Annotated in this window: 11 protein-coding genes; 8 read left to right on the top strand and 3 right to left on the bottom strand. The window is 70.1% G+C overall.

Annotated features, from left to right (window positions below):
- Nucleotides 1–29: 29 nt before the first annotated feature.
- The 3 genes from gcvT to gcvP are packed head-to-tail and all read left to right on the top strand — an operon-like array spanning nt 30 to nt 4,466.
- Nucleotides 30–1,148 carry a glycine cleavage system aminomethyltransferase GcvT gene (gcvT, locus tag EDF51_RS04820; protein WP_131878316.1) on the top strand — a complete coding sequence of 373 codons (1,119 nt, stop codon included), beginning with the start codon at nt 30–32 and terminating at the stop codon, nt 1,146–1,148.
- 4 nt (nt 1,149–1,152) lie between these two features.
- The gene (gcvH, locus tag EDF51_RS04825; RefSeq protein WP_123294121.1) at nt 1,153–1,530 is read left to right on the top strand and encodes a glycine cleavage system protein GcvH; all 378 of its coding nucleotides are present in this window, start codon (nt 1,153–1,155) and stop codon (nt 1,528–1,530) included.
- A complete protein-coding gene (gene gcvP, locus EDF51_RS04830) occupies nt 1,527–4,466 on the top strand; it encodes an aminomethyl-transferring glycine dehydrogenase (RefSeq protein WP_131878318.1) in 2,940 nt (979 codons plus the stop codon). Before gcvH ends, gcvP begins: the two co-directional genes overlap by 4 nt.
- Here the strand turns inward: gcvP and EDF51_RS04835 are convergent.
- Nucleotides 4,463–6,460, bottom strand: a complete 1,998-nt coding sequence (locus tag EDF51_RS04835; RefSeq protein ID WP_131878320.1) for a S9 family peptidase — start codon at nt 6,458–6,460, stop codon at nt 4,463–4,465. The two genes, gcvP and EDF51_RS04835, sit on opposite strands and share 4 nt — an antisense overlap.
- 306 nt (nt 6,461–6,766) lie before the next feature.
- Between EDF51_RS04835 and EDF51_RS04840 the strand changes: the two genes are divergently transcribed.
- The 5 genes from EDF51_RS04840 to EDF51_RS04860 all read left to right on the top strand — a co-directional run bounded on the left by EDF51_RS04840 (nt 6,767) and on the right by EDF51_RS04860 (nt 12,798).
- Entirely contained in the window at nt 6,767–8,392 is a 1,626-nt protein-coding gene (locus EDF51_RS04840) for an ABC transporter substrate-binding protein (protein ID WP_123938971.1), read from the top strand.
- Between the two features lie 228 nt (nt 8,393–8,620).
- Nucleotides 8,621–9,550 carry an ABC transporter permease gene (locus tag EDF51_RS04845; RefSeq protein WP_123938970.1) on the top strand — a complete coding sequence of 310 codons (930 nt, stop codon included), beginning with the start codon at nt 8,621–8,623 and terminating at the stop codon, nt 9,548–9,550.
- Nucleotides 9,540–10,490: an ABC transporter permease gene (locus EDF51_RS04850; protein WP_123938969.1), complete on the top strand. Its 951-nt coding sequence runs from the start codon at nt 9,540–9,542 to the stop codon at nt 10,488–10,490. The genes EDF51_RS04845 and EDF51_RS04850 overlap by 11 nt, the downstream gene beginning before the upstream one ends.
- A complete protein-coding gene (locus EDF51_RS04855; protein WP_131878322.1) occupies nt 10,487–12,229 on the top strand; it encodes an ABC transporter ATP-binding protein in 1,743 nt (580 codons plus the stop codon). The genes EDF51_RS04850 and EDF51_RS04855 overlap by 4 nt, the downstream gene beginning before the upstream one ends.
- A 62-nt stretch (nt 12,230–12,291) precedes the next feature.
- On the top strand, nt 12,292–12,798 hold the full coding sequence (locus EDF51_RS04860) for a PH domain-containing protein (protein ID WP_133936894.1): 507 nt from the start codon (nt 12,292–12,294) through the stop codon (nt 12,796–12,798).
- 105 nt (nt 12,799–12,903) lie between these two features.
- On the opposite strand, the gene EDF51_RS04865 is transcribed toward EDF51_RS04860, so the two are convergent.
- Both EDF51_RS04865 and EDF51_RS04870 read right to left on the bottom strand, forming a co-directional pair.
- Nucleotides 12,904–15,048 (bottom strand): dipeptide ABC transporter ATP-binding protein, encoded by a 2,145-nt coding sequence (locus tag EDF51_RS04865; protein WP_123294114.1) that lies wholly within the window; start codon nt 15,046–15,048, stop codon nt 12,904–12,906.
- The gene (locus tag EDF51_RS04870) at nt 15,041–15,979 is read right to left on the bottom strand and encodes an ABC transporter permease (protein WP_123340697.1); all 939 of its coding nucleotides are present in this window, start codon (nt 15,977–15,979) and stop codon (nt 15,041–15,043) included. The genes EDF51_RS04865 and EDF51_RS04870 overlap by 8 nt, the downstream gene beginning before the upstream one ends.
- Between the last annotated feature and the right edge of the window lie 3 nt (nt 15,980–15,982).

Raw genomic sequence — 15,982 nt, forward strand, 5'->3', positions numbered from 1 at the left:
GGCCCTGCTGATGCCAGGAGAACTCCGCCATGAGTCCGACGCCACTGCGTTCGTCCCCGCTCGAACCCGCGCACGAAGCCGCCGGTGCGACCTTCACCGACTTCGCCGGGTACCGCATGCCCGTGCGCTACTCGTCCGACCTCGCCGAGCACCACGCCGTGCGTCAGTCGGCCGGGGTCTTCGACCTGTCGCACATGGCCGAGATCGGCGTCACCGGTCCGGACGCCGTCGTGTTCCTCGACCACGCGCTCGCCGGCTCCTTCGGCGCGATGCCGCTCGGCCGCGCGAAGTACTCGCTGCTGCTCGCCGAGGACGGCGGGATCCTCGACGACCTCGTCGTGTACCGCACCGACGACGACGTGTTCCTCGTCGTCGCGAATGCCTCGAACCGCGAGGTCGCCGTCGCCGCACTGTCCGCGCGCACCGACGGCTTCGACGTCGCGGTGTCGGACGACTCGGACAGCACCGCACTCGTCGCGATCCAGGGCCCCGCGGCCGCCGGCACGCTCGACGCCCTCGTCGTCGCCGACCGCCTGCAGCCGGAGAGCCCCCTCGACGACCTCGGCTACTACCGCGCCCTGCACGCCGTGTTCGACGGCTCCGAGGTGCTCGTCGCCCGCACCGGGTACACCGGCGAGGACGGCTTCGAGCTCTACAGCGCACCCGAGGTCGCCCCGGCGATCTGGGACGCGCTGCTCGAGGCCGGCGCCGACCGCGGTGTCGTCCCCGCAGGGCTCGCGGCACGCGACACCCTGCGGCTCGAGGCCGGCATGCCCCTGTACGGGCACGAGCTCGGCACCGACGTGCGCCCCGCCCAGGCAGGCCTCGGCCGCGTGGTCGCGAAGAGCGGTGACTTCGTCGGCGCTGCCGGTGTCGCGCCGTCGGACGACGCCCGCGTGCTCGTCGGGCTCGTCACCGAGGGGCGCCGCGCCCCGCGTGCCGGCTACGACGTGGTGCACGACGGCACGGTCGTCGGCACCGTCACCTCGGGTGCCCTCTCGCCGACGCTCGGCCACCCGGTCGCGATGGCCTTCGTGGACCCGGCGCTCGCCACCGAGGGACAAGTCCTGCACATCGACGTCCGCGGAACGGCCATCCCCAGCACCGTCACCGCGTTCCCCTTCTACCGCCGTCCTCAGAAAGGCTGATCCCGTGAGCGACCAGACCGCACTCCAGTACACCGCCGACCACGAGTGGCTCCTCGTCGAGGGCGACACCGTCACCGTCGGCATCACCGACCACGCCGCCGAGCAGCTCGGTGACGTCGTCTACGTCGAGCTCCCCGCCGTCGGCACCGCCACCACCGCGGGCGAGCAGATCGGCGAGATCGAGTCCACCAAGAGCGTCGGTGAACTCTTCGCGCCGATCGAGGGCGAGGTCGTTGCGGTCAACGACGCCGTGGTCGACGCCCCCGACACCGTCAACCAGGACCCGTTCGGCACCGGCTGGCTCGTCAAGATCAAGGTCGACGGCACCTCGTTCCCCGAGGACCTGATGGACCACGACGCGTACCGGGCGTCCATCGCATGACCGGCCCCGACGACCAGCGGGGGTTCCAGAACCTGCAGACCTCGTTCGCCGACCGCCACATCGGCACCACTCCGGCCGACCAGCAGACGATGCTCGACACCGTCGGCCGGCCGTCGCTCGACGCCCTGGTCCGCGCGGCGATCCCGGAGTCGATCCACGCAGCACCCGTCACCGAATCGGTGATCCCCGCCGCCGTCGGCGAGACCGAGGCGCTCGCCGAACTCCGCACCAAGGCCGGACGCAACACCGTCCGCCGGGCCATGATCGGCCTCGGCTACCACGGCACCCACACCCCCGCCGTGATCCAGCGGAACGTGCTCGAGAACCCGAGCTGGTACACGGCCTACACGCCGTACCAGCCGGAGATCTCGCAGGGCCGGCTCGAAGCGCTCATCAACTTCCAGACCATGGTCTCCGACCTGACGGGCATGGCCACCGCCGGCGCCTCGATGCTCGACGAGGGCACCGCCGTGGTCGAGGGCATGCTCCTCGCTCGCCGCGCGTCCAAGGTCAAGGGCGACGCGTTCCTGGTCGACGACGACCTGCTGCCGCAGACCCGCGCGCTGCTCGACCACCGCGCCGACGCCGTCGGCATCACGCTGCGTGCGTTCGACCCTGTCACCGGGCCGACCGACGAGCAGCTCGACGGCGCCTTCGGCGTGATCGTGCAGTACCCCGGTGCCTCCGGCCGGATCGTCGACCCGTCGTCGATCATCGAGCGCGTCCACGCCGGCGGCGGAATCGCCGTCGTCGCGGCCGACCTGCTCGCCATGACCCTGCTCGCCAGCCCCGGTGACCTGGGGGCCGACGTCGCCGTGGGGACGAGCCAGCGCTTCGGCGTCCCGCTCGGCTTCGGCGGCCCGCACGCCGGCTACCTCGCCGTGCGTGCAGGGCTCGAACGCCAGCTGCCCGGTCGCCTGGTCGGGGTGTCCTTCGACGCCGACGGTGCGATGGCCTACCGCCTCAGCCTGCAGACCCGCGAGCAGCACATCCGGCGCGAGAAGGCGACGAGCAACATCTGCACCGCGCAGGTCCTGCTCGCCGTCATGGCCTCGATGTACGCCGTCTACCACGGGCCCGAGGGGCTGCGCTTCATCGCGAACCGGGTCGCCCGGACGACGTCGGCGCTCGCCGAGGTCGCCCGCGACGCCGGGCTCGAGGTCGTGCACGACGCGTTCTTCGACACGCTCACCCTGCGGGCCACCGGTCGCGCCGGGGCGGTCGTCGCCGCAGCGCAGGACGCCGACTTCCTGCTGCACCAGGTGGACGAGGACGTGTTCCAGCTCTCCGTCGACGAGACGACCACGCCCGACGACGTCACCCGACTAGCGGGCGTGTTCGGGGCGGTGGACGTGACCGTCCCGGCGACCGAGGCGGCCGTGCGGGACGCGGCCACGGGCCTCCCGGCCGGTCTGCTGCGCGAGGGCGAGTACCTGACGCACCCGGTCTTCAGCGCACACCGCAGCGAGACCCGCATGATGCGGTACCTGAAGCACCTGGCGGACAAGGACTACGCGCTCGACCGGGGCATGATCCCGCTCGGCAGCTGCACGATGAAGCTCAACGCGGCGACCGAGATGGCCGCGGTGACGTGGCCGGAGTTCGCGAACATCCACCCGTTCGCGCCGCGCGGCGACGTCGAGGGCTACCTCGACATGATCGGTGACCTGGAGTCCTGGCTGGCCGAGGTCACCGGGTACGACACCGTGTCCCTGCAGCCGAACGCCGGCAGCCAGGGTGAGCTCGCCGGACTCCTCGCGATCCGCGGGTACCACCTGGCGAACGGCGACACCGAGCGCACCGTCTGCCTCATCCCGTCGAGCGCGCACGGTACGAACGCCGCGTCCGCGGTGCTCGCCGGCATGAAGGTCGTCGTGGTCGCCTGCGACGAGAACGGCAACGTCGACCTCGCTGACCTCCGCGCGAAGACGGAACAGCACGCCGACACCCTCGCGGCGCTGATGATCACGTACCCATCGACCCACGGCGTGTACGAGCACGACATCCGCGAGATCTGCGACGCCGTGCACGACGCCGGCGGGCAGGTCTACGTCGACGGCGCGAACCTCAACGCCCTGCTCGGCCACGCCCGCTTCGGCGACTTCGGCGGCGACGTCTCGCACCTCAACCTGCACAAGACCTTCTGCATCCCGCACGGCGGTGGCGGACCCGGTGTCGGTCCGGTCGCGGCGAAGGCGCACCTGGCGCCGTACCTGCCGGGGCACCCGTTCGCGCAGCAGGCCGACCGACGGCCCGGTTCGACCGCGGCCGAGGCCGACGACCGCCTGGCGCACGCCGGCGGCCCGGTCAGCGCGGCACCGTACGGCAGCCCGAGCATCCTGCCCATCACGTGGACCTACGTCCGGATGATGGGGCTCGAGGGCCTCACCCGTGCGACCGAAGCAGCCGTGCTCGGGGCGAACTACATCGCGGCCCGCCTGCGCGACGCGTTCCCGGTGCTCTACACGGGCGAGGACGGCCTCGTGGCGCACGAGTGCATCCTCGACCTGCGGCCGTTGCGCGACACCACCGGCATCACCGTCGACGACGTCGCGAAGCGCCTGGTCGACTACGGCTTCCACGCCCCGACCATGTCGTTCCCGGTCGCCGGCACCCTGATGGTGGAGCCGACCGAGAGCGAGGACCTGGCCGAGCTCGACCGGTTCGTCGACGCGATGCTCGCCATCCGTGCCGAGGCCTCGGCGGTGGAGCGCGGGGAGTGGCCGGCGGACGACAACCCGCTCGTGCACGCCCCGCACACGGCATCGTCGGTGATCTCGGGGGAGTGGGCGCACGCCTACACCCGCGAGCAGGCCGTCTACCCGCTGCCCGGCATCAGCGGCCGCAAGTACTGGCCGCCGGTGCGCCGGATCGACCAGGCGTACGGCGACCGCAACCTGGTGTGCGCGTGCCCGCCGGTGGAGGCGTTCGCCTAGCGACCCGCGTCCACCGGCGTGACGGGCAGGTGCTGCGCCCACCACGCGAGGACGTGCTCGAACCGCTGCACGCGGTGCCACGGCGTGCCGGAGCGGGAGAGTTCGTGGCCCTCGCCGGGGAACGCGAGGAACGACGCGTCGACTCCCGCGCGCCGGAGGGCCACGAACTGGCGCTGCCCCTGCTCGATCGGGCAGCGCCAGTCGGCTTCCGAGTGCGCGACCATGAACGGGATGGTGACCTGCGCGGCGTACGTCAGTGGGCTGCGGCGACGCTGCTCTCCCGGGTCGGCACCGACGTACGCGTCGGCGAAGTACCAACCGATGTCGGAACTGCCCGCGAACGAGTCCCACGCGTTCACGGCGCGCTCGCTCCACGCGGCGACGAACCGCTCGCCGTGGTGCGCGGCGACCCAGCTCGTCATGAACCCGCCGTACGAGCCGCCCATGATGCCGACGCGTGCCGCGTCGAGGTCGGGGCGCTCGAGCGCTGCGTCGAGCAGGGCGAGCACGTCGTCGACGTCGACGGTGCCCATCGCCCCGATGACCGCGCGGCCGTGGTCGAGGCCGTACCCGCCGGAACCGCGCGGGTTGCCGATGACGACGGCGTACCCGGCACTGGCGTAGACCTGCGCCTCGTCGAAGAACGCCCAGGTGTCCTGGCCGAACGGTCCGCCGTGCACCACCCGGAGGACGGGGTGCGGCCCCTCGCCCTCGGGCAGGACGACCCAGCCGTGCACCGGGGTGCCGTCGGGAGCGTTCCCGGTGAGCTCCTCGATGCGGCGGACACCGGGGGCCGACGCCTCGGACCGGAGCGGGGCCGCGTAGTCGGTGAGCACCGTCGGGAGGGCATCGTCGGTCACGGTCAGGTCGACCACGTGGACCTCGCCGGGCGAGTCCGTCGTGGCAGCCGTGGCGACCAGGACGTCCCCGTCGACGTCGAAGCCCGAGACGACCAGACGGCCGCCGAGGACGACCCCCAGTTGGTCCAGCCGGAGCGGAGCCGTCGTGCCGGCCGGGACACGACGGACGGTGACGGTGCCGCGGTCGAGCACCTGCACGAGGACGTCGTCGCGGTGGAACACCGGCGTCCCGGAGACGTCGACCGTCTCGCGCGCGGTCAGTCGGACCGGTTCGGAGTCGTGGGCCGCGACCCACAGTCCTTCGGGTTCGCCGACCAGTCGCCCGTCGCGGTGCGACGCCCCGACGTAGTGGACGGTACGGTCCGGGGCGATCGCGATCGAGCTGACGGAGCCCTCGGTCCGGATCGCCAGCGCGATCGTGCCGTCGGACGCGTCGACGCGGTACAGGTCGTCGTCGTGGGTCTCACGCACACCGAGGTCTCGCGGGGCGACGACGAGGAGCGCGCCGCCGTCCGGGTACCAGGCCGGTGCGGAGACCGAGCAGGGCGCGCTCGTGAGCGGGGAGTCCACCGGTGCCGCTGCCGGGTCGGTGACGTCGACGACCACGATCTGCTGCGGCTTGTCGAGCAGGTACCCCGTGCCGTCGACGTGGAAGTCGAGCCGCGACACGAGCCGCGGCGCCTCGGCGGCCGCTGCCGGGCGACGGTCGCCGCCGGGGACTGCGGAGCCGTAGCGCCCGGGTTCGGGGAACCGTGCGGTCACCGCGACACGTGTCGAGTCGGGCGACCAGACGGGGTCGCCGGCACCGAGGGGGAGCGCGGTGACGACGCGGGCCTCGCCGCCGTGCACCGGTGCGACGGCGAGCTGTGGGTGGGCGACGCCGTGGTCGTCGTCGACGGACCGGAGGAAGGCGAGCCAGCGACCGTCCGGTGACAGTGTCGGCGACGAATCGCGGTCGCCCGACGTCCAGCGGACCGCGCCCTCGCCGGTCACGCGTTCGATGGTGCTGCGGTACGCGTCCTGTTCGAGGTCCGGACGCGAGACCGCGACGAAGGCTGCTCCGCCGTCCCCGGGATCACCGCTGACGGTGGGGGAGGAGGGGACGTGGAGATGGGGGATGTCGTTCGCGAGCACGTGTTCACGGTACGGCTGGTGCGGCGCGGATGCCCGGGTCCTGAGGGGGACTCGGGACAGGTCTTCCTTGCACAGAACTGTGTCGCAGTGCAACGAATTTCATGCAGATGCAACAAAAGCGCGAGGGCGTCCAGCAAGCGCGCGAATCTTGCATCTTCTCGCAAGGATCGTGCAAGTTGGTTACCGGCTTGTAACCGTTCGCTCCAGGGTTTGGAGGCTGCTGTCCACCTTGCCTACAGTGCAGATGTCAAACGCGCCCGGGTGACACCGCTGTGCCCTTGCGCGTCCCATGCACCAGGAGGAACCTTGATCAAGAAGCGCGCCGGGCTCACAGCCCTCGCCGTGCTCGGGGCCACAGCACTCGCCCTGACCGCCTGCTCCAGCAACAGCAACAGTGGGGGTGGCTCGGGCTCGTCCAACGCCTCCGGCATCGTCACGACCAACGGCAGCGAGCCGCAGAACCCGCTGATCCCGTCGAACACCACCGAGACCGGTGGCGGCAAGATCATCGACTCGCTCTTCGAGGGCCTCGTGTCCTACGACGCCGACGGCAAGTCCGTCAACGAGGTCGCGAAGAGCATCGACACCGATGACTCGAAGACCTTCGACATCAAGCTGAACACGAACTACACGTTCACGAACGGCGAGAAGGTCACCGCGGAGTCCTTCACCAAGGCCTGGAACTGGGCCGCGCAGAAGTCGAACGCCCAGGGCGCCAGCTACTTCTTCGAGAACATCGAGGGCTACAACGCCGACAAGGACTCGGAGCTCACGGGCCTCAAGGTCGTCGACGACGACGAGTTCACCGTCACGCTGAAGTCGGCCCAGTCGGACTTCCCGCTGTCGCTCGGCTACTCGGCGTTCGTGCCGCTGCCGTCCTCGTTCTACGACGACACCAAGGCGTTCGGTGAGAGCCCGATCGGCAACGGTCCGTACAAGCTCGACGGCAAGAAGGCCTGGACGCACAACCAGTCCATCAAGCTCGTCACCAACAAGGACTACGAGGGCAAGCGCAAGCCGAAGAACGGTGGTCTGACGATCACGTTCTACGCCTCGCAGGACACCGCGTACTCCGACGCGCAGGGCGGCAACCTCGACGTCCTCGACGCCGTGCCGGACGCAGCCTTCGCGACGTACAAGTCGGACTTCCCGGACTCGAACGTCAACCAGCCGGCCGCCATCTTCCAGGCGATCTACCTGCCGTACTACCTCGACCACTGGAAGGGCGAGGAAGGCACGCTGCGTCGTGAGGCCGTCTCGATGGCCATCAACCGCAAGCAGATCACCGACAAGATCTTCGACGGCACGCGCACCCCGGCGAAGGACTTCACGTCGCCGGTCATCGCGGGCTGGAACGACGACCTCGACGGCTCCGACGTCCTGGACTACAACGAGTCCGAGGCCAAGAAGCTGTGGGCCGAGGCCGACAAGATCTCGAAGTACGACGACACCCTCACCATCACGTACAACGCCGACGGTGGGCACGAGGCGTGGGTGACCGCGGTCACGAACTCGATCTCGAACACGCTCGGCATCAAGGCCGAGGGCAACGCGATCCCGACGTTCCAGGAGGCCCTTGACCTCCAGACGAACGACAAGCTCACGGGCGGCAGCCGCACCGGTTGGCAGGCCGACTACCCGTCGCTGTACAACTTCCTCGGCCCGACCATGGGTGAGGGCTCGTCGAACAACTACTCGCGGTACGACTCCAAGGAGTACAACGACCTGCTCGCCGAGGGCCGTTCGGCCGCCACGGTCGAAGAGGGCAACAAGTCCTTCGACCAGGCCCAGGAGCTCCTGTTCAAGGACCTCCCGGAGATCCCGCTCTGGTACTCGAACGTCACCGGTGTCTGGAACGCCGACAACGTGTCCAACGTGAAGTTCGGTTGGAACTCGGTGCCGCTGTACTACGACATCGAGGTCACGAAGTAACACCGCTCTCCTCGAGAGCACCGCGTGGGCAGGTATCCTGCCTCGCGACCACCGGACGGGGGTTCGGGGACCGCACAGGTCCCCGAACCCCCGTACCTCGGCGGCAACACCTTCCCCCACCACATCGGGCGCCGCCGCCCGAACCGGACATCCGTGCCGACCCTCGGAACGTCCACCCCTCACCACAATGAACCTGATCGACATCGCTCCGGACCGGGCAGGGATCTGATGCTCTGGTACCTCGGCAAGCGCCTCCTGCAACTCATCCCCGTGTTCTTCGGGGCCACGTTCCTCATCTACTTCATGGTGTTCTCGCTGCCCGGCGACCCGATCGCAGCACTGTTCGGCGACCGCCAGCCGTCGCCGCAGGTCATCGAGACGCTGCGCCAGCAGTACAACCTGGACAAGCCGTTCATCGTCCAGTACCTGCTCTGGATCGGCGGCGTGTTCCGCGGCGACCTCGGCGTGACCTACTCCGGACTGCCGGTCAGCCAGCAGCTCGCCTCGGCGTTCCCGATCACCGCTCGCCTGGCGATCCTCGCGCTCGTGTTCGAGGCCGTCGCCGGCATCGTCGTCGGTGTCATCGCGGGTCTGCGCAAGGGCAAGCTGTTCGACGCCACCGCCCTGGTCGTGTCGCTCCTGCTCATCTCGGTGCCGACCTTCGTCGTCGGGTTCCTGCTGCAGTACGTGTTCGGCATCAAGCTCGGGTTGTTCCGGGTCACGGTGTCCGGCGAGGCCCCCTGGTCCGAGCTCGTCCTGCCCGCCATCGTGCTCGCGACGGTGTCGTTCGCCTACATCGTGCGCCTCACCCGCGCGAGCGTCGCCGAGAACACCACGGCGGACTTCGTGCGCACCGCGACCGCGAAGGGCCTGCCCCGTCGTCGTGTGGTCGGCGTGCACATCTTCCGGAACTCGCTCATCCCCGTGGTGACCTACCTGGGTGTGGACATCGGCAACCTGATGGTCGGCGCGATCGTCACCGAGGGCATCTTCAACATCAACGGGGTCGGCGGCACGGTGTTCCGCGCCGTCAAGCTCGGCGAGGGCCCGACGGTGGTCTCCTTCGTCGCCGTGATGGTCATCATCTTCATGCTCGCCAACCTCCTGGTGGACCTGCTCTACGCCGTCCTGGACCCGAGGATCCGCTATGCCAAGTAACGCCGCACCCCGTTCGGCGACGCACTTCGTCGCCCCGCTGGAGGAAACGCCCCTGCAGGCGATCGACCAGGTCAACGAGGACGAGAAGACCCGTTCCCTGTGGACCGACGCCTGGGAGTCCATGCGGACCCGCCCGACGTTCTGGATCTCCTCGATCCTGATCCTGCTGATCATCGTCGTCGCGGTCTTCCCCGGGCTCTTCGCCCACGTCGACCCGCGGGCGTCGAACCTCGACAACAGTGACGGCGGACCCGAGGCCGGGCACATCCTGGGCTTCACGCGTCAGGGCTCCGACGTCTACGCCCGCGTGATCTGGGGCGCCCAGAACTCGCTCATCGTCGGCATCGTCGCGACGGTCCTGGTGTCGCTGGTCGGCATCGTGATCGGCGCACTGGCCGGTTTCTACGGCGGCTGGCTCGACACGATCGTGTCCCGCATCGGCGACATCTTCTTCTCGATCCCCACCGTCCTCGGTGCGATCGTGATCATGTCCGTCATCCCCGCGCGGAACGCGATCACCGTCGCGCTCGTGCTCGCCGCGTTCGCGTGGCCGCAGATCGCCCGCATCATGCGTGGTGCCGTCCTGAGCGCCAAGCAGGCCGACTACGTCATGGCGTCGGCCGCCCTCGGCGTCAGCCGGTTCAAGACGCTGCTGCGCCACGTCATCCCGAACTCGCTGGCTCCGGTCATCGTGGTCGCGACCGTCTCGCTCGGCTCCTTCATCGTGGCCGAGGCGACCCTGTCGTTCCTCGGCATCGGACTGCCGCCGTCGGCCCTCAGCTGGGGTCTCGACATCGGAACGGCGCAGACGTCGATCCGCACCAACCCGTCGACGATCTTCTGGCCGTCGGCCGCGCTGTCCATCACCGTGCTCGCGTTCCTGCTCCTCGGTGACGTGGTGCGCGACGCGCTCGACCCGAAGGCGAGGGCCCGCCGATGAGCGAGACGCTGACCAACCCCACCGGCCGACGCACCAACGCCGACGGCGCCCCGCTGCTCGAGATCCGCGACCTGCAGGTCGGCTTCAAGACGCAGTCCGGTCTCGTGCAGGCCGTGCGCAGTGTCGACCTCACCCTCGAGCAGGGCGAGCGTCTGGCCATCGTCGGCGAGTCCGGTTCCGGCAAGTCGACGAGCGCCCAGGCGATCATCAAGCTGCTGCCCGGCACCGGCCAGGTCACCGGCGGGTCGATCAAGTTCAACGGGCGCGAGCTCGTCGGGCTGAGCGACAAGGAGATGTCCGAGATCCGCGGGAAGGAGATCGGCTACGTCCCGCAGGACCCGATGTCGAACCTCAACCCGCTGTGGTCGATCGGTTTCCAGGTCGAGGAGGCAATCCGTGCGAACGGCATGGCCACCGGCAAGAAGGCCGTCCGCGACCGCGCGATCGAGGTCCTGAAGGAAGCGGGCCTCGGCGACGCCTCGACCCGCCTCAAGCAGTACCCGCACGAGTTCTCCGGCGGTATGCGACAGCGCGTGCTCATCGGCATCGGTCTGTCGAGCCGCCCGCAGCTGCTCATCGCCGACGAGCCGACGAGCGCGCTCGACGTCACGGTCCAGCGCGTCATCCTCGACCACCTCGAGAGCCTGACCCGCGACTTCGGCACCTCGGTGCTGTTCATCACGCACGACCTCGGCCTCGCCGCCGAGCGGGCCGAGAAGCTCGTCGTGATGTACAAGGGCCAGGTCGTCGAGGCCGGTCCCTCGAAGGAGATCCTGGCCAACCCGCAGCACCCGTACACGCAGCGCCTGGTCGCCGCGGCGCCCTCGCTCGCGAGCCGCCGCATCCAGTCGAAGGTGCAGCACGAGCGCATCGAGATCGCCGACGCCGGCAACGACGACGCCGAGCTCATCGCCCGGGCGCAGGAGCGCGAGCACCGTCCCGCCGAGGACCTCATCGTGGTGAAGAACCTCGAGAAGATCTACAAGCTGCGCGGCAAGAGCCTCGCCACCCGCGAGCTCAAGGCCGTCGACGACGTGTCGTTCGCGATCCCGAAGGGCACCACCACGGCGCTCGTCGGCGAGTCCGGTTCGGGCAAGTCGACCGTCGCCAAGCTGGTGCTGCAGCTCGAGAGCATCTCGAGCGGCACCGTGCAGTTCGACGGCATCGACATCGGCGCGCTGAAGGGCAAGGACCTCTTCGACTTCCGCCGCCGCGTGCAGCCGGTGTTCCAGGACCCGTACGGCTCGCTGGACCCGATGTACAACGTCGGGAACACGATCGCCGAGCCGCTCGCCACGCACAAGGTGGGCGACAAGGCGTCGCGTCGAGCCCGCGTGCTCGAGCTGCTCGACCAGGTCGCGCTGCCGAAGTCGATGGTCAACCGCTACCCGAACGAGCTCTCGGGCGGGCAGCGGCAGCGTATCGCCGTCGCGCGCGCGCTCGCACTCAAGCCGGAGGTCATCGTCCTCGACGAGGCCGTCTCCGCGCTCGACGTGCTCGTGCAGGGGCAGATCCTCGACCTGCTGACGGAGTTGCAGACCGAACTCGGCCTGACCTACCTGTTCATCACGCACGACCTGGCGGTCGTCCGCCTGGTCGCGGACAACGTGTGCGTCATGCGCCAGGGCAAGATCGTCGAGAAGGCGACGACCGACGAGGTCTTCGCCGCCCCGAAGGAGCAGTACACGAAGGACCTCCTGGCTGCCATCCCCGGCGCCGGGTTCGAGTTCGGACGCTGATCCTGCTGGACACGAACGAGGCCGGACGTCCCGTCGTCCTCCGCGCTGGTCGCGGAGGCGCCGTGGCGGCCGGCCTCGTCGCCGTCCTGGGCCTCTTCCTGCTGGTCGACGCGGCGGTGCGCGGCAGCTGGATCGTGGTGCTCGACGCCGTCGGACCGATCGCCGTGCTGGTCTGGGTCCTGTGGGTGCTCACCTACCGCCCGTGCATCCGCATCGACGACACGGCCGTCACCGTCGTCAACCCGCTCCGCCGCACCGTGGTGCCGTGGCACGCGGTCGCCGACGTCAAGCTCCGCTGGCAGATCGTCATCGAGACGGTCGCCGGCCGTCGCGTGCAGTGCTGGGGCGGTCCGTCGCTGCCCCGGCCGAAGCCGGCCCGGCGCGGCGAGCGTGCCGTGCTGCGCCAGCCGGACGAGATGACCGTGCTGCTCGACCGGTGGGCTGAGCAGCGTGCCGTCGCCGGTGACGGCGATGCCGTGCGCGGCTGGGACGTGCCGGCCCTGGCGGTCGGCGCAGCGGCGCTGGCGCTGCTCGCCGCCTCGCTGCTCAGCCTGTGGCTGGGAGCCTGACGCGGCTCGCGATCGCGACCACGAGACGGACGGGAGGCCCGGCGCACGACGTGTGCCGGGCCTCCCGTCCGTCCTCTGGTCACGTCCACCACGTGACCCGCGTCGTCAGACGACCGCGCCGACCCGCTCGGTGAGCAGGTGCTCCTGGTCGGTCTGGATGCACGCGACGCCGCGGCCGTGCACGTCCTGCAGGCGCGGATCGACGGTGCGGCACTGTTCCTGCCGACCCTCGTCGAGGAGCTGGTAGAGCGGGCAGCGGGTGCGGAACCGGCAGCCGTCGATGCGCTCGGTGGGGGAGGGCAGGTCCCCGTCGAGCAGGATCCGACCACGGGCGGCCTCGGCGGACGGGTCCGGCACCGGCACGGCCGACAGCAGGGCCCGCGTGTACGGGTGCTGCGGGTCGGAGAACACCTTGTCGCCGTCGCCGTACTCGACGATCCGGCCGAGGTACATGACCGCGACGTCGTCGGCGATGTGCCGGACGACGGACAGGTCGTGCGCGACGAACAGGTACGACAGGCCGAGGCGGTGCTTCAGGTCCTCGAGCAGGTTGATCACGCCGGCCTGCACCGAGACGTCGAGCGCCGAGACGGGCTCGTCGAGCACGAGGATCTTCGGTTCGACGATGAGCGCCCGGGCGATGCCGATGCGCTGCCGCTGGCCACCGGAGAACTCGTGCGGGTACCGGTCGATGTAGCTCGGCTCGAGCCCGACGAGCTCGAGGACCTCGCGGACCCGGCGGCGGATCTCGTCCTTCGCGACCCCGTGCACCGTCAGCGGTTCACCGATCACCGAACCGATGTCGAGCCGGGGGTCGATCGACGCCATCGGGTCCTGGAACACGACCTGGATGTCGCGGCGGATCGCCAGGCGGTCCTTCTTCGACAGCGACGCGGTGTCGACGCCGTTCACCCGGATGGTGCCCTGCTGGGCGCCGGCGAGCTCGAGGATCTCCATGATCGTGGTGGTCTTACCGCAGCCGGACTCACCGACCAACCCGAGCACCTGCCCGCGCTTCAGCGTCAGGGAGATGCCGTCGACCGCGTGCACCTCGCCGATCTGCCGCCGGAAGAGCGCGCCCTTGGTGAGCGGGAACGTCTTGACGACGTCGGTGAGCTCGAGCACGACGTCGTCGCCGTGGTCGACCGCCGCCTCGGGGATGTCCTCGGGGCGGGGGAAGATCTCCGACCGCTCGAGGGTGCCCGCCGCGATCTCGTCGCGACGGATGCACGCGGCGGTGTGGTCGTCGAGCAGCGTGCCGTTACCGATCGTCGGGACGGTCCCGGTCAGGACCGGGTTGTCGCCGCTCTGCGGGACGGTCGGCTCGACCAGCGCGGGCTCGCCGTCGCGGCAGGCGTCGATGACCGCCGGGCAGCGGTCGGCGAACGGGCAGCCGGTCGGCTTCTGCGTGAGCAGGGGCGGGCGGCCCTCGAGCGGGACGAGTCGTTCGGTGCGGGCCGCGGTCATGTTCGGCATCGAGCGGAGGAGCCCGATCGTGTACGGCATGACGGGCTCGCGGAAGAGCGGCTCGACCGGAGCCGTCTCGACGATGCGGCCCGCGTACATCACGGCGACGCGGTCCGCGTTGCCGGCGACGACACCGAGGTCGTGCGTGATCAGGACCACGGCGGCGCCGGTCATGTCCTTCGCCGTCTGCAGCACGTCGAGGATCTGCGCCTGGATCGTGACGTCGAGCGCGGTGGTCGGCTCGTCGGCGATGATCAGCTTCGGGTCGTTCGCGATGGCGATGGCGATCATCGCCCGCTGCCGCATGCCGCCGGAGAACTCGTGCGGGAACGCGTCGAGGCGCCGAGCGGGGTTCGGGATGCCGACGACGCGCAGCAGCTCCTCGGCGCGGGTGCGGGCGGCGTGCTGGGTGAGGGAGCGGTCGTGCAGTCGCAGCCCCTCGATGATCTGCTGGCCGATCGTGTACACGGGCGTCAGGGCGGACAGCGGGTCCTGGAACACCATCGCGATGTCGCCGCCGCGCAGGCGGGACATCTCGCGGTCGTTCTTGCCCAAGAGCTCTTGGCCGTCGAAGCGGATGCTGCCCTCGACGTGGGCGGACGACGGGAGCAGACCCATCACGGCCATCGAGGACACCGACTTGCCGGAGCCGGACTCGCCGACGATCCCGAGGAACTCGCCGGGGGCCACCGTGTAGTCGACCCCGCGGACGGCGTAGACGGGCTTGGTCTTCGGGTTGAACGTGACCGACAGGTCGGACACGGTCAGCAGCGGCTCAGTCACGGTTGGCTCCGGAGGTGGGGTCGATGGCGTCGCGCAGGGCGTCGCCGAGCAGGCTGGTCGAGAGCACGGTCGCGACGAGGGTCGCGGCGGGCAGGACGAACAGCCACGGGCGGGTGACGGCGGACTGGCTGCCGGCGGCGAGCAGGGTGCCGAGCGAGACGTCGGGGATCTGGATGCCGAAGCCGAAGAAGCTCAGCGAGCTCTCCGCCAGGATCGCGGCCCCGACGCCGAGCGTCGCGTCGATGATGAGCAGGGACGCCACGTTCGGCAGGATGTGCCGTCGGATGATCGTGAACGCCGGCACCCCCATGAAGCGGGCGGCCTTCACGTAGTCGCGTTCGCGCAGGGACATCGTCTGGCCGCGGATGACGCGGGCCATCACCATCCAGCTGAACACCGCGAGGCCGACGATGAGCGCCACCCACGTCAGGTTCTTGAACACCGGGCTGAGGAGCACGAGCGCGTAGAACGAGGGGATCACGAGCAGCAGGTCGATGACCCACACGAGCACGCGGTCCACGGTGCCGCCGAAGTAGCCGGCGATCGCACCGACGATGCCGGCGATCAGCGTGGCGGCCGGACCGGCGATGAGGCCGATGAGCAGCGACTTCTGCAGGCCGACGAGCGTCTGCGCGTAGATGTCCTGGCCGATGTCGTTCGTGCCGAACCAGTGCGCGGCGCTCGGCGGCATGCCGAACGCCAGACCGTCGGAGTCGACGGCGTTCCAGTGGTACAGGTGCGGGCCGACGAAGGCCCACAGCAGGATGAGCAGCAGGGCGCCGCCACCGATGCGGGCACGCCAGGTGCCGAACACCTTGCGCCAGAGCGGCGTGCGGCCGCCCTTGACCTCGATGACGTGCGCCGGGGTGCCGGCGTTGCCGTCACCGGGGTCACCGGCAGTGGTCGTGGTCGTGGGGTCGAGAACAGACACGGG

Origin of the sequence: Curtobacterium sp. PhB25, assembly GCF_004365375.1 — a bacterium.
Lineage (GTDB): Bacteria > Actinomycetota > Actinomycetes > Actinomycetales > Microbacteriaceae > Curtobacterium.

Excerpts from the sequence above, each read along its gene's own strand:
- gcvT (WP_131878316.1), top strand. The coding sequence starts at position 30 with ATGAGTCCGACGCCACTGCGTTCGTCCCCGCTCGAACCCGCGCACGAA.
- gcvP (WP_131878318.1), top strand. The coding sequence starts at position 1,527 with ATGACCGGCCCCGACGACCAGCGGGGGTTCCAGAACCTGCAGACCTCG.
- EDF51_RS04845 (WP_123938970.1), top strand. The coding sequence starts at position 8,621 with ATGCTCTGGTACCTCGGCAAGCGCCTCCTGCAACTCATCCCCGTGTTC.
- EDF51_RS04850 (WP_123938969.1), top strand. The coding sequence starts at position 9,540 with ATGCCAAGTAACGCCGCACCCCGTTCGGCGACGCACTTCGTCGCCCCG.
- EDF51_RS04855 (WP_131878322.1), top strand. The coding sequence starts at position 10,487 with ATGAGCGAGACGCTGACCAACCCCACCGGCCGACGCACCAACGCCGAC.